Below are 18,052 nucleotides of genomic sequence, written 5' to 3' on the forward strand. Positions count from 1 at the left end.
GATGGCGCGGATGGCGGGACGGCGGGCCCTGTTCGCCGTCCCCGTCCTCCTGGTCGTCACCTTCGGCGTCTTCGCGGTCGCCGAGGCGTCCCCCTTCGACCCCGTCAAGGCGTACGCGGGCACCGCCGGCCTCACCTCCTCGCAGGCCAACCTCGACCAGCTGCGCGCCAACCTCGGCGTCGACCAGCCGCTGGTGGCCCGCTGGTGGAACTGGCTCACCGCCGCCGTCACCGGCGACCTCGGCGACTCCGGCGTGATGCGCCAGCCCGTCGCCGACGTCATCACCGAACGCCTCGGCTGGTCCACCCTGCTGGCCGCCACCGCGTTCGCCGTCGCCATCGTGCTCGGCACCACGCTGGGCGTACTGGCCGCCCGCCGCCCCGGCGGCTGGCTCGACCGCGGCGCCGGCTCCGCCGCGTACACCCTGGAGGCCGCGCCCGCCTTCTGGCTCGGGCTGCTCGCCATGTGGTTCTTCGCCCTGAAGCTCGGAGTGCTGCCCGCGGGCGGGCTCACCGACACCGCGAGCGACACCGTCACCCTCGGCCAGGTCGCCTCGCACCTGGTGCTGCCGGCGCTGGTGCTCGGCATCACCCAACTGCCGTGGTTCTTCCTGTACGTACGCCAGGGCGTCGCCGACGCCCTGGAGGAGGACCCCGTCCGCGGCGCGCGCGCCCGCGGCACCAGCGAGCGCACCGTGCTCTTCGGGCACGCCCTGCGCTCCGGCATGCTGCCCGCGCTCACCCTGGTCGGCTCCCGCGTCCCCGAGCTCATCACCGGGGCACTCCTCGTGGAGACGGTCTTCAGCTGGCCCGGCATCGCCGCCGCCACCGTGCAGGCCGCCACCTCCGTCGACTTCCCGCTGCTCGCCGCGCTGACCGTGCTCGCCACGGCCGCCGTGCTGGCGGGAAACCTGCTGTCCGATCTCCTGTACGGAATCGCCGACCCGAGGGTGGGCTTCGATGGCTGACACGGCCACTGCCGCAAAGGCGTCGCGCACGGACGACGGCACGCACTGGCGTGCCCACGGGCGCACCCGCCGCTCCACCCGCACCCTGCGCGTGCGCACCTCCGCGGTGATCGTCGCCCTGGTGGCGCTCGCCGTCCTGGTGGTGCCGCCGCTGGTGAACCTCGACGAACAGGCCGTCGACCTCACGCTGCGGCTCCGGCCGCCGTCCCCGGCGCACCCCTTCGGCACCGACGACGTCGGCCGCGACCTGCTGCTGCGCTGCGTCTACGGGCTGCGGGTGTCGCTGCTGGTGGGCCTGGTGGCCGCGCTCGTCGCCACCGTCATCGGCACCGCCGTCGGCGCGGCGGCGGCCGCCTTCGGCGGCTGGGTCGACCGGATCGTCATGCGCCTGGTCGACACCTTCTCCTCCGTGCCGCACCTGCTGCTGGGCATCTTCATCGTCGCCATGTTCCGCCCCGGGGTGTGGCCGGTCATCGTGTCGGTCGCGCTCACGCACTGGCTGTCGACGGCGCGCATCGTGCGCTCCGAGGTGCTGTCGCTGCGCTCGCGCCCGTACATCGACGCGGCGGTCTCCGGCGGCGCCTCCCGGCTGCGCGTCATCGTCCGGCACCTGCTGCCCGGGGTGATGCCGCAGGCGGCACTCGCGGCCGTCCTGATGGTGCCGCACGCCATGTGGCACGAATCGGCACTGTCCTTCCTGGGCCTGGGCCTGCCCAGCCACCAGGCGAGCCTGGGCAACCTCATCCAGACCGCCCGTAGCTCGCTCCTCGCGGGGGACTGGTGGCCGACGCTCTTCCCCGGCCTCTTCCTCATCGTCCCGACGCTCGCCATCGCGGGCCTCGCCGGCGCCTGGCGCGAGCGCATCAACCCGCGCCGCCGATCGGAGCTGATGCTGTGACCACCCGTCCCGCCGGAGCCGGCGCCCCGGGCACGCGGCCCGCCGCGGCGTCCGACGCGCGGCCCGCGGACACCGCGCCCGCCACCGCGCCCGTTCTCGCCGTACGGGACCTGTCCGTACGGTTCCGGATGCGCGGCGGCCGCCACATCGCCGCCGTCACCGCGGCCACCTTCGACCTCCCGGCGGGGGAGTGCCTGGCCCTCGTCGGCGAGAGCGGCTGCGGCAAGTCCGTGCTCGCCTCCGCCCTCCTCGGGCTGCTCCCCGGCAACGCCCAGACCGCCGGCCGGGCCCTCCTCGGCGACACCGACCTGCTGGCCGCCGACGAGAAGACCCTCGCCCGCACGGTACGGGGCAGGCGCGTCGGACTCGTGCCGCAGAGCCCGGCCGCCCACCTCACCCCGGTGCGCACCGTCGGCGACCAGCTCGGCGAGACCCTCCGCGAGCTCACCGGGGTGCGCAAACCCGATCTGGACAAGGCGGTGCTCGCCGCCGCCGAACGGGCCTCCTTCCCCGCCGGACACCTGGACCGCTACCCGCACGAGCTGTCCGGCGGCCTCGCCCAGCGCGCGGCGACCGCCCTCGCCCTGGTCGGCGACGCGCCCCTGCTGCTGGCCGACGAACCCACCACCGGTCTCGACCGCGACCTCGTGCACCGCACCGTGGACGAACTGCGCCGCCACGTCGACGCCGGCCACGCCCTGCTGATGATCACCCACGACCTCGCGGCCGCCGAGCGCGTCGCCGACCGGATCGCCGTCATGTACGCGGGCCGCATCGTCGAACTCGCCGACGCCCGGGCCTTCTTCGGCGCCCCGGGCCCCCGGCACCCGTACGCGCGCGGGCTCCTCGCCGCCCTCCCCGAGCGGGACTTCACCCCGATCCCCGGCATGCCGCCGGAGCTCGGCGACCTGCCGCGCGGCTGCGCCTTCGCCGCCCGCTGCGCGCACGCGGCCGAAGCCTGCGACGCCCAGCCCGTGTTCGCCGACGGCATCGCCTGCCACTACCCGCCGGACCGGAGGGCCGCCGGCCGGGCCCCGCATCCCTTCCCCGAGGAGCACACCGGTGCTTGAACTCGCCGCCGTCACCGCCGGATACGAACGCGGCCGCCCCGTCGTGCGGGACGCCGACCTGACCGTGCGGCCGGGGGAGTCCGTCGGGCTCCTGGGCCCCAGCGGCTGCGGCAAGTCCACCCTCGCCCGCGTCGCCGCGCTGCTGCACCGCCCCGACGCGGGCACCGTCACCCTCGACGGGACCCGCGTCCGGGGCTGGCGGCACCGGGCGCCCCGCGCCCAACGCACCGCGATCGGCGTCGTCTTCCAGCAGCCCCGGCTCTCCGCCGACCCCCGGCTGCGGCTGCGCGACCTCATCGCCGAGCCGCTGCGCGCGAACGGGCGGCGCGACGAAGTGGCGTCGCGGGTGGCCGAGTTGAGCGACACCGTCGGCCTCGGCGACGACCTGCTGGGCCGCCGCCCGCACGAGGTCAGCGACGGCCAGTTGCAACGGGCCTGTCTGGCACGGGCGTTGGTGCTCAAACCGCGCTGGCTGGTGTGCGACGAGATGACGGCCATGCTGGACGCCTCGACCACCGCCGCCCTGGTCGCCGTCGTCGAGGACTACCGCAGCGCCCACCACGCCGGGCTGCTGACGGTCGGTCACGACCGGGTGCTGCTGGAACGCTGGTGCGACCGGACGGTGCGCTGGGACGAGATCACCGCCGGGGCCGCCGCCGCGGGCGGCGCCGCCACGCCGGCGGGGGACGCCGCCCCGGTCGTCGTGGCGGGCTGACCGGCTCAGGCCCCGTTGGGGTTGCTGGGCTTGCCCCGCACGGCGTCCAGGCAGCCCCGTACCCACGCCTCGGGAGCGTCGTCGGCCTTCTTGCCGCCGTCGGCCACCGCGCTCGCGCAGCCCCCGGCGACGGCCTCCTTCACCTTGTCGCCGGTGCGGTCCGTCTTGCGGATCTGCTGGCCCCGGTAGTACCCGGCCTCGTAACCGACGTTCTGGGCCCACGGCGGCCGTTCGTTGAACCGGGCGATGAGGACCCAGGTCGCCGTCGCGAGGACGGCCGCCGCGACGACGGCGGCGATCAGGAGATTCCTGCGGCGCGGGCCGGGGACATGCGTGGACAGCTCACCTGTGAGGACCATGCGAGCACTCTTTCAGACGGTTCGCACGGATGATCCACCGGGCCCGCCCCTCCGGCCCCGGCCCCGCGTCGACGCCCGACGGCCGCGACCGTGGCGCGAACTCGCGGTCACCGCCTGGCACATGGGCCGCCCCGGGCGGATACTCTGCCGCAGCCCGATGTCCTCGCGCACCCTTCGCCGACCCCGGAGGCACCCGCCCCATGGCGTCCCTGACCACCCGGCGCACCGCCGCCGCGACCCTCGCCGGAGCACTCGTGGGCGCGGCCGGCTGGGCGAGCACCCTGTCCGCCGCGGGCTCCCCGTACGCGGCACAGGACCGCCCGCGTCCGGAGCGCCCGCTGCGGCGCGCCCACGCCCACAACGACTACCTCCACGAACGCCCCCTCCTGGACGCCCTCGACCACGGCTTCACCAGCTTCGAGGCGGACGTCCACCTGGTGGAGGGCCGGCTCCTGGTCGCCCACGACCTCGCGGACGCCGACCCCGCGCGCACCCTCGAAGCGCTCTACCTCGACCCCCTCGCCGCACGGGTGCGCGCGCACCACGGCAGCGTCCACCCCGGACACCGCCGCCCGGTGCACCTGCTGGTCGACATCAAGACGCAGGGAGCGGCGACGTACCGCGAACTCCACCGCAGGCTGCACCCGTACCGGCGCATGCTCAGTACGTACGGCGGCGGGCGCGTGCGGCTCGGCGCGGTCAGCGCCGTCGTCTCCGGCGACCGGGCCGCCCGCGCCCCCATGGCGGCGCAGCGCACCCGGTACGCCTTCCTCGACGGCCGCCTGCCCGACCTGGCGTCCCCGGCCCCGCCCTCGCTCATCCCGCTGGTCAGCGCCGACTGGGCGGACAGCTTCAGCTGGACGGGCACCGGCCCCTTCCCGCGCGCCGAACGGGACGCCCTGCACGCCCTCGTACGCGGCGCCCACCGCCGGGGCCGGCGCCTGCGCTTCTGGGGCACGCCCGACGCACCGGGCCCGGCGCGCGACGCCCTGTGGCACGCCCTGCTGGACGCCCGCGTCGACCACGTCAACACCGACGACCTGGACGCCCTGGAGGAGTTCCTGCGCCGGTACGACCCGCAGGCCGGCGGGCGCCGCCCCGGCCGGTCCGGACCCGGACCGGCCGACGGCGGTCAGATCACCTGAGACCTGATCAGGAAGCGCACCCCCTCCGGGGCTTCCAGGGAGAAGCCGCTGCCCCTGCCCTCCACCACGTCCACGATCAGCCGGGTGTGCCGCCACACCTCGTACTGGCGCGTCGACATCCAGAACGGAACGCTCTCCTCGACGCCCTCCACGGCCAGGGAGGCGAGCAGGACGTCGGAGCCGCCGGTGCGGAACTCCCCGTCCAGGTAGCACATGGGGGCGCTGCCGTCGCAGCAGCCGCCGGACTGGTGGAACATCAGCGGCCCGTGGGCCTCCCGCAGCCGCCGCACCAGACCGGCGGCCTCCGGGGTGAGCTCCACGAGGGGAGCCTGCCGGACCTCTTGGACCTCGGGGACGGAACTCATGGGCACAGCCCCTCTCGCAATCGGTCGGTCGTCACCGCCCAGCATCCCTGCCGGACGCCGTCTCCGACACCCCGCGGGAGGGGCCACGGCCCCCCGGGCGGCCGCTAGCCGGCGAGTGCCGCCGACACGACCGCCTTGGCCTCCTCCTGGACGCGGGCCAGGTGGTCCGCGCCGTGGAAGGACTCCGCGTAGATCTTGTAGACGTCCTCGGTGCCCGAGGGGCGGGCCGCGAACCAGGCGTTCTCGGTGGTCACCTTGATGCCGCCGAGCGCCGCGCCGTTGCCGGGGGCCTCGGTCAGCACCGCCGTCACCGGCTCGCCCGCGAGGGTGTCCGCGCCGACCTGCTCCGGTGACAGCCTGCCGAGCACCGTCTTCTCCTCGGGGGTGGCCGCCGCGTCGATGCGGGCGTACGCGGGCTCGCCGAAGCGCGCGGTGAGGTCCGCGTAGCTCTGCGACGGCGTACGCCCGGTGACCGCCAGCATCTCCGAGGCGAGCAGCGCCAGGATGATGCCGTCCTTGTCGGTCGTCCACACCGAGCCGTCCCGGCGCAGGAACGACGCACCGGCCGACTCCTCGCCGCCGAAGCCCAGCGATCCGTCGCTCAGCCCGTCCACGAACCACTTGAAGCCCACCGGCACCTCCACCAGCGTGCGCCCCAGGTCGCCGGCCACCCGGTCGATCATCGACGACGACACCAGCGTCTTGCCGATCCCGGCGGACGCCGCCCACTGTTCGCGGTGCGCGAACAGGTAGGAGATCGCGGCGGCCAGGTAGTGGTTGGGGTTCATCAGCCCGCCGTCGGGCGTGACGATGCCGTGCCGGTCGGCGTCCGCGTCGTTGCCGGTCGCGATCTGGAACTTCTCGCGCTGCTCGATGAGCGAGGCCATCGCGTACGGCGACGAGCAGTCCATCCGGATCTTCCCGTCCCAGTCCAGCGTCATGAAGCGCCAGGTCGGGTCGGTCAGCGGATTGACCACCGTGAGGTCGATGCGGTGCTGCTCGGCGATGCGGCCCCAGTACGCCACCGCCGCGCCGCCCAGCGGGTCCGCGCCGATGCGCACCCCGGCCGTGCGGACCGCGTCCAGGTCGAGCACGGAGGGCAGGTCGGCGACGTACGTCCCCAGGAAGTCGTACCGCCCGGTGGTGTCGGCGGCGAGGGCGCGGGTGTACGGCACGCGGAGGACGCCCTTGAGGCCGTGCGCGATCAGCTCGTTGGCCCGGTCCTGGATCCACCCGGTGGCGTCGGAGCCCGCCGGGCCGCCGTTCGGCGGGTTGTACTTGAAGCCGCCGTCGGCGGGCGGGTTGTGCGACGGGGTGACCACCACACCGTCCGCGAGACCGTTCGTCCGGCCCTTGTTGTACGTCAGGACGGCGTGCGACACCGCGGGCGTGGGCGTGTAGCCGTCCGCCGCGTCGATCAGCACCCGTACCCCGTTGGCGGCGAACACCTCGACCGCGGTGACCTTCGCGGGCTCCGACAGGGCGTGCGTGTCGGCGCCCAGGAACAGCGGCCCGTCGATGCCCTGCTGGGCGCGGTACTCGCAGATCGCCTGGCTGGTCGCGGCGATGTGGTCCTCGTTGAACGCCGTGTTGAGCGAGGAACCGCGATGGCCCGAGGTGCCGAAGGCGACCCGCTGGCGCGGCTCGGCGGGGTCGGGGTGGAGCGCGTAGTACGCGGTCACCAGCCGGGAGACGTCGACGAGATCTTCCGGCCGGGTCTGCTGTCCCGCTCGTTGGTGCGGCATCCGCCCGTTACCTCCATGTGTGTCATGTGTGTCGCAGTGCGGTCGGCACGTTCTCGACACATTGTCCCGGATGGGAGGGGGTGCGTGCACGCACGCGTGTTCGTCATGAGACGAGTCGTAACGCGACGGGAGTGACTCTCGTTGCGGCGGGTAGCAGGGCCGATGTCGACGAGTGGAACACCCGGTCGGACGGGTGGAGACTCGACGACGAGGCACAGATCCGTCGAACGTGAGGAGAGGCACCATGTCGTCGAAGCGCCGCCGCAAGAAGAGGGCCCGTCGCAAGAACGGCGCCAACCACGGCAGCCGTCCCCAGTGCTGAGCCGTCAGCGCTGAACCACCGCTGACGTGGTGCCGTCACGGCGCTCCTTCCGGCAGGCCGGGAGGGGCGCCGTTTCGCGTGCCGGCCCCGGGCGCGCACGGACGGAGGCGGCCCCGCCCGTAGGCGGAGCAGCCCCGCGCGCCCGCTCGCCCGCCCTCCCCGTTTCGTACACCTGCGCGGAAGGGCGCGACATGCGGACAGTAGAGTTTCGGCTGCGTCGTCCCCCGAGCACCGAGGTACCGTCCGTGACCACCGCAGCACCCGCACCCCCCGCCCCACCTGCGGTGACCGTCATAGGCATCGGCGCGGACGGCTGGCCGGGCCTCCCCGAGCGGTCACGTTCCGTGCTCCAGGACGCCCAGGTCCTCATCGGCGGACCGCGTCAGCTCGCCCTGCTGCCCCCCTCCTGCGCGGGCGAGCGCGTCTCCTGGCCGTCGCCGCTGCGCCCCGCCGTCCCCGGGCTGATCGCCGCCCACGAGGGCCGCCGGATCGCGGTCCTCGCGAGCGGGGACCCGATGTTCTACGGCATCGGGCGCGCCCTCACCGAGACCCTCGGCCCCGAAGCGCTGCACGTCCTGCCGCACCCGTCCTCCGTGTCGTACGCCTGCGCGCGCGTCGGCTGGCCGCTGGAGGACACCGAGGTCGTCACCCTCGTCGGCCGCCCGGCGGCCCGCCTCGCGGCCGCCCTGCACGACGGACGCCGCGTCCTGGTGCTCAGCGCCGGCCCGGACACCCCGGCGGCCGTGGCGGACCTCCTGCGCGAGCGGGGCTTCGGGCCGAGCCGGATGCGGGTACTGGAACAGCTCGGCGGCGAGGACGAGCACTGCGCCGACGGCACCGCCGACACCTGGACGCACGCCCCGGGCGACCCCCTCAACGTCATCGCAGTCGACTGCTCCCGCACCCCCGGCGCCCTGCGGCTGGGCGCCGTACCGGGCCTCCCCGACGACGCCTACGAGCACGACGGCCAGCTCACCAAGCGCCACGTCCGCGCGGCCACCCTCGCCACGCTCGCCCCCGCCCCCGGCGAACTGCTCTGGGACGTCGGCGGCGGCTCGGGTTCCATCGCCGTCGAGTGGATGCGTACGCACCCGTCCTGCCGGGCGGTCACCGTGGAGCGCGCCCCGGTGCGCGCGGAACGCATCGCCCGCAACGCCGACCGCCTCGGCGTGCCGGGACTGCGCGTGGTGACCGGCCGGGCCCCCGACGCCCTCACCGGTCTGCCCGCCCCCGACGCCGTCTTCATCGGCGGCGGGCTCACCGCGCCCGGCCTGCTGGACGCCTGCTGGGACGCGCTCCCGGCCGGCGGCCGGCTGGTCGCCAACACCGTCACCCTGGAGTCCGAGGCGCTGCTCGCCTCCTGGCACCGCCGCCACGGCGGCGACCTGGTGCGGCTCGCGGTGGCGCACGCGGTGCCGGTGGGCGGGTTCACGGGGTGGCGGCAGGCGATGCCGGTCACGCAGTGGTCCGTCACGAAGCCCTCCCCGAACCTCTCTGGAGACCCCTCATGACCGTGTACTTCATCGGCGCCGGCCCCGGCGCGGCCGACCTGATCACCGTGCGCGGCGCCCGCACGCTCGCCTCCTGCGGCGTCTGCCTGTACGCGGGCAGCCTCGTTCCGCGCGAGCTGCTCGCCCAGTGCCCGCCGGACGCCCGGCTGGTGGACACCGCGCAGCTCGACATCGAGCAGATCACCGCCGAACTCCTCGCCGCGCACCGGGCCGGCCAGGACGTCGCCCGGCTCCACTCGGGCGACCCGTCGGTCTTCAGCGCGGTGAACGAGCAGATGCGCCGCCTGGACGAGGCGGGAATCCCCTACGAGGTGATCCCGGGCGTCCCCGCCTTCGCGGCGGCCGCGGCCGCCCTGAAGCGGGAGCTGACGGTCCCCACCGTCGGCCAGACCGTCATCCTCACCCGTATCGCGCAGCGGGCCACCGCCATGCCCGAGGGCGAGGACCTGGCGACCCTGGGCCGCAGCGGGGCGCTGATCGTCCTGCACCTGGCCGCGCAGTACGTGGACCGGGTGGTCGCGGAACTCGTCCCGCACTACGGGACCGACTGCCCGGCCGCCGTCGTCGCCTACGCCTCCCGGCCGGACGAGATCGTGCTCCGGGGGACGCTGGAGGACATCGCGGCGCAGGTCAAGGAGGCCGGGGTGCTCCGCACCGCCGTGATCATGGTGGGCCGCACGCTGGGCGCGGCCCAGTTCCACGACAGCCACCTCTACTCCCCGTCCAGGGACCGCCACGTGTGCTGAACGGGCGCGGCGCCGCTCAGATCGCCATGGCCTCCTGCGTCCACCGGCTCACCCGGTACGGCACCCACCAGGCCAGCGGGCCCAGGCGCAGCACGAGCCGCTCCTCGGTGAAGTCGTCCAGGGCGTCCCGGGGGACGTCGTCCGGGTGGGCTCCCCGGGCGAGCGCGTCCACGGCGGTGCGGTAGTGCGGTTCGTCGGCGGTGAAGCGCTGGAGGTTGCCCCAGCGCCGGTCGCGGATCTGGAAGAAGCCGGGGCCGTCGCGCCACAGGCACTTGCCCAGGTAGTGCCCGCCGCGCCAGGCGGCCAGCGCGGCTTCGGGCCCGGGGTGGCCGTGCAGCGTCCGGGGCGGCTGGAGGTGGCTGAGGACGAGGGTGTCGTCCGGGCGGGCCGGGTCCAGGCGCAGGTCCCACTCGACGAGTACGGCGCGGGCGGTGAGGTCACGGACCAGGCTGAGCGCCCGCACGGTGCGGCGGGCCGCCGCCGGGCCGTCGGTGGCGGTGAGGTCGACGGGCTCGGCGAGCCGGACCCGGCGGGCCCCGCTGTCCCAGAGCCGGTCGGCCTCCGCGTCCGCGGGGCCGGTCAGCTCGACCTCGCCCAGCAGCATGCCGGGCAGCGCGCAGGCGGCCTCGTCGTAGTCGCGCCAGGCGGTGACGGTGAGCGGGGAGGTCGGTTCGCAGGGGGCGGCGGTGTCCATGGCGGCGGCCTTTCGTCTCGGGTCGGGGAGGGCTGCGGGCCGGGTCAGGCCGGCACCGGGGTGCGGTCCGTGGCGGCTTCCCCGGCCGCATCCGGTGCGGGGGCCGCGTGCAGGTGGCGCATGAAGTCCAGGCGCAGCAGGTCCTCGTTGACGGCCGCCGGGGCGAGGTGGACGTACTGCCCGGCGTCGGTGAAGACCAGCCCGAGGCGGACCCACGCGGCGAGCAGCTCCTCGACGTCGGCCTCGGTGCGCCCGTGGTCCCGGACCCGTGCGGTCGCCTTGCGGAGGAGGGCGGCGGGCGTGTGCGGCTGGTCCAGCAGCCGGAAGAGGACGACCTCGAACGGGTCGGTGAGCTCCTTCGTGCGCCAGTCGAAGGCGCGCCGCCTGCTGACCAGGACGATGCGCTCGCCGAGGTCGGTGTGGGTGAGGCGGGCGTCCGCGTGGTGCTTCTTCCACAGCGCGAGGGCGTCGTTGAGGGCGGAGACCGTGGGCTCGGAGATGCCGCGCTCGGGGGCCTCGAAGACGTACGCCAGGTCGTAGAGCTCCTGCTCGGGAAGGTCGTACGTGAAGCGGTAGTGCGCCTCCGGGCGCAGGCCGTCGAAGCCGAGTTCCGGGCGGTTGAAGTACGGGCTGAAGCGCTCGATGGCGATGCGGGCGGAGAGGTCGACGGGCGGATCGAGGTGTTCGAGGGCGGCGATCTGGCCGATGACGCCGTCGTAGTCCTCGGCGCTCTCGCCGGGGAAGCCGTGCAGGTAGTTCCACGAGACGGACAGCCCGGTCTCGGCTCCGTCGCGCAGCATCCGCACGTTCTGGCAGCCGCTGACGCCCTTGTCCATCAGGTCCAGCACGCGGTTGTTGAGGCTCTCGATGCCGGGCTGCACGTAGATCAGGCCCGCGTCGGAGAGCGTGCGCAGTTGGCTGCGGCGCATGTTGGCCTTGATCTCGATGTGCAGGCGCAGGTCGTAGCCGCTCTCGATGATGCGGGGCAGCACGGTGTTGAGGTAGCCCATGTCGAGGATGTTGTCGACGACGTACATGTCGAGGACCTTGTGCTTGCGCGCCAGGTCCATGATCTCGTCGTAGAAGACGTCCGGGCTCTTGCTGCGGAACTGCATGAAGGAGCCGTTGAGGCCGCAGAACGTGCAGTGGTGCTTCTCGCCCCACCAGCAGCCGCGCGCGCCTTCGACGACGAGTTTCGGCTCGACCCAGTTGCGGGCGACCGAGGCGGCGAGGCGCTCGAAGTAGCCGCTGTAGTCGGGCGGCAGGATCGTGGCGGGCGGCAGCGGACTGGTCGCCATGGGGTTGGCGACGGACTGCCCGTCGTCGGTGCGCCGGCACAGCCCGGGGACGCCGCTCAGGTCGTCGTCCCCGCCGAGCGCGGTGAGCAGCCGCGGGAACGCCGCCTCGCCCTCGCCCCGTACGACGAAGTCCACGAAGTCGAAGTTGCGGTGCAGGGCGGCGCCCTGCTCGGCGTCGCAGTTGGCGCCGCCGATGACCGTCCTGATGTGCGGCGCGAGCCGCTTGACGTGCTTGGCGGCGGCCAGCGCGGCGGTGTTCTGCTGGAAGGTGGAGGTGAAGCCCACCACGTCCGGGCTCTCGGCGACGATCCGCCGGGCGATCGCGTCGACGAACTCCGGCACCACGGCGTGCAGTTCGTGCGACATCTTCATGCGGGCCCTGTTCAGCCGGGTCCGCATGGTCTCGGTGAACTCCTTCTCCCGCCACGCCGGATCGTCGTAGAGCGCCGAGGAGAACACCCAGTCGCCGCAGCCCATGAAGTACGAGGACAGCGCGTAGTACTCGTAGTCGTCGGCGGTGAACTCCGTGCGCTCGGTGATCCAGTCGGTGAATTCGAGGTTGGCGTGCAGGACGGCCGCCGACGCGCCGGGCACGCGCTCGTCGACGCTGCGTTTGAGTATCCCCAGGGCGAGCGACGGAAGGTCGATGGGCGACCAGGGCATGTTGACCAGCAGGACACGCACGGGGGCACTCCTTGGGTGGCGGGGGAGGGGGCGGAACCGGTCCGGGGCGCGGACGCCCCGGACCGGCCCTTCAGAGCGGGAGGGGGCTGCCCCTACTCCTCGTCCTGGCCTTCCTCGGTGTTGCGGAAGGGGACCGTGACGGTGATGCCGACGCTCGGCTTGCGGTTCTCCTCGTCACCCGCGAGCGGGTCGTTGTGGATGATGTCCTTCTGCATGGTGGGTCGTCCTCTCCGTGGGATGGTGCGGTGTGCTGCCTCCGGCCGGTACGGCGGCGTGCTCCGCGGGGCCGGACTCCCCGCGCCGGGTGGCGGGGGATGCTGTGGGGGCGGTGCGACGGCGGCCGGGGGCCGGGCCGCCGCGCAGGGTGCGGTCCAGGAAGACGACGGCCGCGCGCAGGGCGCGCACGTGGTCCGCGCCGTCGTAGCCGTCGTGGCCGGTGTCCAGCCACAGGACGTCGTGCGGCTTGTGCTGCCGCGTCAGGCCGTCGGTGTACGCCAGTACCTGGCCGGGCGGGCACTTGGCGTCGTGCCGCGCCGCGACGATCAGCAGCGGGGCGTCGAGGTGCGGGAGATAGGTGTGCGGCGAACTGCGCGCGTAGAGCTCGGGGAGTTCCTCCGGGGTGCCGCCGAAGAGGCGTTCGTCCAGGGCGCGCAGCGCCGGGGTGGTGGCGGCGTGGGCGAGGGCGAGGTGGGCGACGGGTTTCACGGCCACTCCCGCCCGCCAGAGCCCGGGGCGCACGCCGAGCGCCAGGAGCGTGAGGTAGCCGCCCCACGACGTGCCCCACAGGGCGCAGGAGCCGGGGTCGGCCCAGCCGCGTTCCACGAGGTCGGCGCGGGCGGCTGCCAGGTCGGCGACCTGGGTGAGACCGACGCCCTCGGTCATCGCGGCCCGCCAGGCGGGCCCGTACCCGGTGGAGCCCCGGTAGTTGACCCGGGCGACGCCGAAACCGGAGGCCACCAGCGAGTGCACGGTGCCGTCGTAGGCGTCCCGGTCGTGGTCGGCGGGCCCGCCGTGCACGAGGAACACCGTGGGCACCGGGCCGCGCGCCCCTTCGGGCAGGGTGACCAGGGTGTGCAGGTCGCCGTCGGGGCCCGGGGTCCACAGGTCGCGCGACACCCCGGGCAGGGGGGCCGGCGGCCGGGGCGGGGCGGGCAGCGGGGTGCCGGCGCTGGAGAGGGCGCGCGGGGGTTCCGCGGTGCTGGTCCAGAGGGTGTGGAGGTCGCCGCCCGCGTGTTCGGCGGCGTCCAGGAGGGTGCCGGGCGCGGTGGGCAGGACGCTGAGGCCGCGCGCGTCCAGGTCGGCGCGGTGCAGGATGCTCCGTCCGTGCCGGTCCTGCCGGATCAGGACGCCGCGGCCGTCGGGCCGCCACCGTGCGGTGATCTCGGTGTCGAACGAGGCCCAGGCGTGGGTGACGAGTTCCCCGCCCGGCCGCCAGGTGGCCAGCAGGTAGCGTCCGCCGTCCTCCCGTACGAGCAGCAGCTCCTGGGAGCCGGGCCGGGGAGTGAAGCCGAGGGACCACAACGCGCCCTGTCCGCAGGGGAGCCGGGCGATGCGGGTCCCGTCGGAGGCGCGGAGCACGGTGACCGCCCGCGAGGAGCGGGCCTGGCCGCCGACGGCCAGCAACTCCCCGTCGGAACTGATGCCGGTCAAGGACGCCTGGTACGGCAGCCGGGCGACCGGGCGGGCGGCGCCGCCGCGGGGGCCCTGGTACACGGTGGTGCCGGCCCCGTCGTCCAGTGCCAGGGCGACTGCTCCGTCGGCGCTGACCGCGAGCCCGCGTGCCTGCCCCTCGGGCGTCCCGCGCAGGCCGTCGCGCGCCGGCCCGCCGTCGAAGGGCCGGAACCGCCACCGGCCGCTTCCGTGGGCGTCCTCCTCGAACCACCACACGTGGGCGTCGGCGTCGATCGAGCAGTGGAAGGTGCCGCCGGGCCGGTCGGTGACCCGGCGGGCGGAGGCGGTGGCCGCGTGCCAGGTGAAGACCTCGCAGCGGCCGTCGGCGTCGGCGGTGAACACCATACGGGCGGGGTCCGCGGCGCACACCTCGGGCAGGGCCGCGCGGAAGACGCGGTAGCGGGGAGCGGGCGTCCGCGGCGCGGTCGAGCCGGGCCCGGCCCCGGCGGCGGCCGTCACGGGGCGCCCCCGGTCCCGTCGCCGGCCGACCTTTGCTGTCCGCCGCGAGGGGCGGCGAGCGTGCGGGCGCGGCTCCGGGTGGTGTACGCCGCCAGCGCCAGCAGCGTCCCGGCGCAGCCGAGCGCGGGGCCCGCCGCGCCGAACCCGGCGAGGAGACCCGCCGCCGCGGGCCCCAGGGCGGCCGCCGCGCCGGCCCCGGTGGCCAGTACCGCCCCGGCGCGGGCCTGGAGGCGCACGGGGACGGCGGCGACGGCCCGGGACTGGAGGACCACGGTGGCGACGGGCATGACCAGGCAGATCCCGCCGAAGAGGGCCGCCTGCCACCAGGGCGAGCCGGTCGCGGCCAGCGCCGCGGTGAGCGGTACGAGGAGCCAGGTCACCGCGCGGACGCTGCGTACGTCACCGGCGCGGGCGGCGAGCGAGGGGGCGGCCAGCGCGCCCGCGATGCCGGCGGCCCCGGCGACGGCCAGGACCGCGCCGGTGGCGGCGCCGCCGTGGCCGTCGCGCTGGAGGCCGATCAGGACGCCGAAGGAGAGCGCCGCCAGTGCCCCGTTGACGACGGAGAGCCACAGGAGCACCAGGCGCAGGACCGGGGAGGCCGCCACGAGCCGCAGTCCGGCGGAGAGTTCGGTGCGCAGCGGGACGCGGGGCGGTACGTGCGCCCGGGCCGGGCCGGCGTCGGCCGGGATCGCCGGGGGGCGTGCGGACCGGGCGGTGTGCGGGGCGTCCGAGGCCGCCGCGGGGTGCGGGCCCGGGGCCCCGTTCGGACGCTCTTCCGGCGACCGCGACGGACCGGGGCGTGCGTCCGGCGGCCCGCCCGCCGGGGCTTCCGACGCCCGGGCCGGGACCGCCGGGCGCAGGTCGGCCCGCATGCACCGGACACAGAGCGCGGTCACCGCGTACGAGAGGGCGTCGAGGGCGAACGGCAGGGCGCGGCCCACCTGGTACAGCGCGCCGCCGAGCACCGGCCCCAGGACGAGGGCCAGCCGCTCCCCGGCCTCCAGGCGCGCCACCGTACGGGCGTATCCTCCGGGCGGGGTGAGCAGGGCGACCGTGCCGCGCGCGGCGGCCTCGTACACCGCCGTGGCGAACCGCTCCACCAGCACGCCCGCCAGTACCAGCGCCAGGGGCGGCCGGCCGGTGGCGACCGCGACGGCCACGACGGCCATCGCCAGCGCGGCCGTGCAGGCGGCCCCCACCATCACCGGTTTGCGGGCCCCCCGGTCGGCGGGCACGGCCGCCAGCGGTCCCAGGACCAGGCCGAGCACGGCGGACGCCGCCACGATCCCGCCGACCGCGGCGGGCGAATGGCCGAGGGACAGCAGCAGGAGCGGAAGGACGACGCCGGAAGCCTGGCTGCCCAGCGCGTCGGCCGTGCTGGAGCACCAGAAGAGACGTGCGTCGCGCGGTGCGACCCCGGCCGGGGGGCCGGACGCGACCGTCCCGCGGTCCGTGCGCGCCGCCGAAGTCCCCTCCACCCCTGCTCCCTTCCGGCTGCACGACGCCGGGCACCGCTTCTGCGGGCACGGCAGAGCTGTTCACCATTGGTTCAAGGAATTGCAGAAAGTGCGAAGGAACTGAAACGAGCCGGAGCCTAACCACCCGTCTTCGAACGCCACAAGACCTCCGGTGACGGCATGCCGGGCTCCGGGGTGGCTCAATTCCGCTTGTGGGCACGGAGGTTGTAGGAGGTCCATGCCGCCGTGCGAGGCTTACCGCGCACGGAACCGCGGGACCGCGGCGCGCACCCGGGGAGGGAGACCGGCCGCGCGGGGCGAATTCACGCGGGCACACACCGGCCACGGCGACCGGGCGCGGGATCACCCCCGCGCGTTCCCGAAGGTGAACCCCTGTCCCGCCCGTACCGCACCGCACGTCGGTGGCGGAGGCCCGTGCGGCGGCGACGCCCCGGACGGGGTCGGCCTCTGCCGGGTCCGGCGGCGAAAGCCCTTTCCGTCGCCATCATTGGCCGGAAGAGACTGTGGCCGCCGGGGACAGCGGTTCGTCCAGGTGGGCGGGCAGTCCCGGCCGCCGGAGCAGGAGGGCGCGGACCCGGCGGCGGGGCTGACGGGAAGGCCCAGGACCGGCCCACGGCCACGCCTTCCGCCGCACCCGCCTTCCCCCGCGCAGGCTCACGCGCCCCCGCCGCGCATGCTCGGCCCCGCCCGTTCAGCGCACCCCCCGCCGCGCGCGCCTTTCCCCCGCCCGCGCTCAGCGCACGTCGCTGCGTCCCACGACCGTTCCCGCCCGGTCGATGCAGATCACGTCCACCGCCACCGGCGCGCCCCGCAGCACCGCCAACGCCTCGTCCCGTGCCGCCACCGCCACCAGGTCCCCCAGCGGCACCCCCCGCGCCTGGCAGAGCTGGAGCGCCGCCAGTCCCGTGTTGGCCGCGGCCACCTCCGCCGCCAGCCCGGCGTCCGCGCCGCCCCGCAGGGCCAGTTCCGCCAGGAACCCCTTGTCGACCTGCGAGCGTGCCGAGTGCAGGTCCAGATGCCCCGCCGCCAGCTTCGACAGCTTGGCGAAGCCCCCGCACACCGTCAGCCGGTCCACCGGATGCCGCCGCACGTACTTCAGGACGGCGCCCGCGAAGTCCCCCATGTCCAGCAGGGCGATCTCCGGCAGGCCGTACTCGGCGACGACGGTCTTCTCCGACGTCGACCCCGTGCACCCCGCCACATGCGTGTGCCCGGCGGCCCGTGCCACGTCCACGCCCCGCCGGATCGAGTCGATCCACGCCGAGCAGGAGTACGGCACGACGATCCCCGTCGTACCGAGAATGGACAGGCCCCCCAGGATTCCCAGCCGGGGGTTCCACGTGGAGCGGGCGATCTCCTCGCCGTCGTCCACCGAGACGGTGACCTCCACGTCACCGGTTCCGCCGTGCGCGGCGGCCACCGCCGCCACGTGCTCGCGGATCATCTGCCGGGGCACCGGATTGACCGCCGGTTCGCCCACCTCCAGCGGCAGTCCGGGCAGCGTCACCGTGCCGACTCCGGGACCGGCCCGGAAGACGACCCCCGAGCCCGGCGGCAGCCGCCGCACCGTCACCCGTACCAGCGCACCGTGCGTGACGTCCGGGTCGTCGCCCGCGTCCTTGACCACCCCGGCCATCGCGGTGCCCTCGCCCAGCTCCTCCACGGCGAGCGCGAAGGCGGGCGTCTGGCCGCGCGGCAGGGTGATGGTCACCGGGTCGGGGAACTCGCCGCTCAGCAGCGCCGTGTACGCGGCCGTGGCGGCCGCCGTGGCGCAGGCCCCGGTCGTCCAGCCGGGCCGCAGACCGGTGTGCTTGAGTTGGGCGGTGCGCCCGCCCTCGGCACCGGAAGCACCGGAAGGTCCGGAAGCACCGGAAGTTCCGGCGACGGCGGACGCGCCGCTCTCGTTCTTCTCGCTCATGTCACCC

The 18,052-nt window shown here is 75.1% G+C and carries 17 protein-coding genes; 8 read left to right on the top strand and 9 right to left on the bottom strand.

The genetic code is table 11. The features are described from left to right. Position 1: 1 nt before the first annotated feature. The 4 genes from ACIP93_RS23715 to ACIP93_RS23730 all read left to right on the top strand — a co-directional run bounded on the left by ACIP93_RS23715 (position 2) and on the right by ACIP93_RS23730 (position 3,650). Entirely contained in the window at positions 2-967 is a 966-nt protein-coding gene (locus ACIP93_RS23715; RefSeq protein WP_401761738.1) for an ABC transporter permease, read from the top strand. Further along, positions 960-1,865 (top strand): ABC transporter permease, encoded by a 906-nt coding sequence (locus ACIP93_RS23720; RefSeq protein ID WP_345225940.1) that lies wholly within the window; start codon positions 960-962, stop codon positions 1,863-1,865. Before ACIP93_RS23715 ends, ACIP93_RS23720 begins: the two co-directional genes overlap by 8 nt. Positions 1,866-1,993: 128 nt before the next feature. After that, positions 1,994-2,935: an ABC transporter ATP-binding protein gene (locus ACIP93_RS23725; protein WP_401761740.1), complete on the top strand. Its 942-nt coding sequence runs from the start codon at positions 1,994-1,996 to the stop codon at positions 2,933-2,935. Beyond that, a complete protein-coding gene (locus ACIP93_RS23730) occupies positions 2,928-3,650 on the top strand; it encodes an ABC transporter ATP-binding protein (protein WP_401761498.1) in 723 nt (240 codons plus the stop codon). Before ACIP93_RS23725 ends, ACIP93_RS23730 begins: the two co-directional genes overlap by 8 nt. Before the next feature lie 5 nt (positions 3,651-3,655). Here the strand turns inward: ACIP93_RS23730 and ACIP93_RS23735 are convergent, their stop codons facing one another. Next, positions 3,656-4,009: a hypothetical protein gene (locus tag ACIP93_RS23735; RefSeq protein ID WP_401761499.1), complete on the bottom strand. Its 354-nt coding sequence runs from the start codon at positions 4,007-4,009 to the stop codon at positions 3,656-3,658. 200 nt (positions 4,010-4,209) lie between these two features. Between ACIP93_RS23735 and ACIP93_RS23740 the strand changes: the two genes are divergently transcribed. Then, a complete protein-coding gene (locus ACIP93_RS23740) occupies positions 4,210-5,154 on the top strand; it encodes a phosphatidylinositol-specific phospholipase C/glycerophosphodiester phosphodiesterase family protein (protein ID WP_401761500.1) in 945 nt (314 codons plus the stop codon). Here the strand turns inward: ACIP93_RS23740 and ACIP93_RS23745 are convergent. Both ACIP93_RS23745 and pgm read right to left on the bottom strand, forming a co-directional pair. Next, complete coding sequence (locus ACIP93_RS23745) at positions 5,142-5,519, bottom strand: DUF779 domain-containing protein (protein WP_345225949.1); 378 nt, start codon at positions 5,517-5,519, stop codon at positions 5,142-5,144. The genes ACIP93_RS23740 and ACIP93_RS23745 overlap by 13 nt on opposite strands. Before the next feature lie 104 nt (positions 5,520-5,623). Then, positions 5,624-7,264, bottom strand: a complete 1,641-nt coding sequence (pgm, locus tag ACIP93_RS23750; protein ID WP_345225953.1) for a phosphoglucomutase (alpha-D-glucose-1,6-bisphosphate-dependent) — start codon at positions 7,262-7,264, stop codon at positions 5,624-5,626. Between the two features lie 244 nt (positions 7,265-7,508). Between pgm and ACIP93_RS23755 the strand changes: the two genes are divergently transcribed. The 3 genes from ACIP93_RS23755 to cobM all read left to right on the top strand — a co-directional run bounded on the left by ACIP93_RS23755 (position 7,509) and on the right by cobM (position 9,843). Then, complete coding sequence (locus ACIP93_RS23755) at positions 7,509-7,586, top strand: 50S ribosomal protein bL37 (RefSeq protein WP_373312619.1); 78 nt, start codon at positions 7,509-7,511, stop codon at positions 7,584-7,586. Positions 7,587-7,870: 284 nt separating this feature from the next. Further along, positions 7,871-9,097 carry a precorrin-6y C5,15-methyltransferase (decarboxylating) subunit CbiE gene (gene cbiE, locus ACIP93_RS23760; protein ID WP_401761742.1) on the top strand — a complete coding sequence of 409 codons (1,227 nt, stop codon included), beginning with the start codon at positions 7,871-7,873 and terminating at the stop codon, positions 9,095-9,097. After that, the gene (cobM, locus tag ACIP93_RS23765) at positions 9,094-9,843 is read left to right on the top strand and encodes a precorrin-4 C(11)-methyltransferase (RefSeq protein ID WP_345225955.1); all 750 of its coding nucleotides are present in this window, start codon (positions 9,094-9,096) and stop codon (positions 9,841-9,843) included. Before cbiE ends, cobM begins: the two co-directional genes overlap by 4 nt. A gap of 16 nt (positions 9,844-9,859) precedes the next feature. Here the strand turns inward: cobM and ACIP93_RS23770 are convergent, their stop codons facing one another. From ACIP93_RS23770 to ACIP93_RS23795, 6 genes are all read right to left on the bottom strand, one after another. Further along, a complete protein-coding gene (locus ACIP93_RS23770; protein ID WP_345225957.1) occupies positions 9,860-10,537 on the bottom strand; it encodes a DUF5825 family protein in 678 nt (225 codons plus the stop codon). 44 nt (positions 10,538-10,581) lie between these two features. Beyond that, complete coding sequence (locus ACIP93_RS23775) at positions 10,582-12,519, bottom strand: RiPP maturation radical SAM C-methyltransferase (protein WP_401761503.1); 1,938 nt, start codon at positions 12,517-12,519, stop codon at positions 10,582-10,584. A gap of 92 nt (positions 12,520-12,611) precedes the next feature. Next, on the bottom strand, positions 12,612-12,734 hold the full coding sequence (locus ACIP93_RS23780) for a hypothetical protein (protein WP_345225962.1): 123 nt from the start codon (positions 12,732-12,734) through the stop codon (positions 12,612-12,614). Then, positions 12,694-14,535 (bottom strand): prolyl oligopeptidase family serine peptidase, encoded by a 1,842-nt coding sequence (locus tag ACIP93_RS23785; RefSeq protein ID WP_401761744.1) that lies wholly within the window; start codon positions 14,533-14,535, stop codon positions 12,694-12,696. Before ACIP93_RS23785 ends, ACIP93_RS23780 begins: the two co-directional genes overlap by 41 nt. A 110-nt stretch (positions 14,536-14,645) precedes the next feature. Next, on the bottom strand, positions 14,646-16,127 hold the full coding sequence (locus ACIP93_RS23790; protein WP_401761505.1) for an MFS transporter: 1,482 nt from the start codon (positions 16,125-16,127) through the stop codon (positions 14,646-14,648). Between the two features lie 733 nt (positions 16,128-16,860). Continuing rightward, positions 16,861-18,045: a cobalt-precorrin-5B (C(1))-methyltransferase gene (locus ACIP93_RS23795; protein ID WP_401761507.1), complete on the bottom strand. Its 1,185-nt coding sequence runs from the start codon at positions 18,043-18,045 to the stop codon at positions 16,861-16,863. Positions 18,046-18,052 lie beyond the last annotated feature (7 nt).

The organism is Streptomyces sp. NPDC088745 (genome assembly GCF_044751045.1).
In the GTDB taxonomy this organism is placed as follows: domain Bacteria; phylum Actinomycetota; class Actinomycetes; order Streptomycetales; family Streptomycetaceae; genus Streptomyces; species Streptomyces cremeus.

Bases quoted from the DNA above. Each gene is read 5' to 3' on its own strand.
- ACIP93_RS23715 (WP_401761738.1), top strand. From the start codon at position 2: ATGGCGCGGATGGCGGGACGGCGGGCCCTGTTCGCCGTCCCCGTCCTC.
- ACIP93_RS23720 (WP_345225940.1), top strand. From the start codon at position 960: ATGGCTGACACGGCCACTGCCGCAAAGGCGTCGCGCACGGACGACGGC.
- ACIP93_RS23725 (WP_401761740.1), top strand. From the start codon at position 1,994: ATGCGCGGCGGCCGCCACATCGCCGCCGTCACCGCGGCCACCTTCGAC.
- ACIP93_RS23735 (WP_401761499.1), bottom strand. From the start codon at position 4,009: ATGGTCCTCACAGGTGAGCTGTCCACGCATGTCCCCGGCCCGCGCCGC.
- ACIP93_RS23740 (WP_401761500.1), top strand. From the start codon at position 4,210: ATGGCGTCCCTGACCACCCGGCGCACCGCCGCCGCGACCCTCGCCGGA.
- ACIP93_RS23745 (WP_345225949.1), bottom strand. From the start codon at position 5,519: ATGAGTTCCGTCCCCGAGGTCCAAGAGGTCCGGCAGGCTCCCCTCGTG.
- pgm (WP_345225953.1), bottom strand. From the start codon at position 7,264: ATGCCGCACCAACGAGCGGGACAGCAGACCCGGCCGGAAGATCTCGTC.
- ACIP93_RS23755 (WP_373312619.1), top strand. From the start codon at position 7,509: ATGTCGTCGAAGCGCCGCCGCAAGAAGAGGGCCCGTCGCAAGAACGGC.
- cobM (WP_345225955.1), top strand. From the start codon at position 9,094: ATGACCGTGTACTTCATCGGCGCCGGCCCCGGCGCGGCCGACCTGATC.
- ACIP93_RS23770 (WP_345225957.1), bottom strand. From the start codon at position 10,537: ATGGACACCGCCGCCCCCTGCGAACCGACCTCCCCGCTCACCGTCACC.
- ACIP93_RS23780 (WP_345225962.1), bottom strand. From the start codon at position 12,734: ATGCAGAAGGACATCATCCACAACGACCCGCTCGCGGGTGACGAGGAG.
- ACIP93_RS23785 (WP_401761744.1), bottom strand. From the start codon at position 14,535: ATGGTGTTCACCGCCGACGCCGACGGCCGCTGCGAGGTCTTCACCTGG.
- ACIP93_RS23795 (WP_401761507.1), bottom strand. From the start codon at position 18,045: ATGAGCGAGAAGAACGAGAGCGGCGCGTCCGCCGTCGCCGGAACTTCC.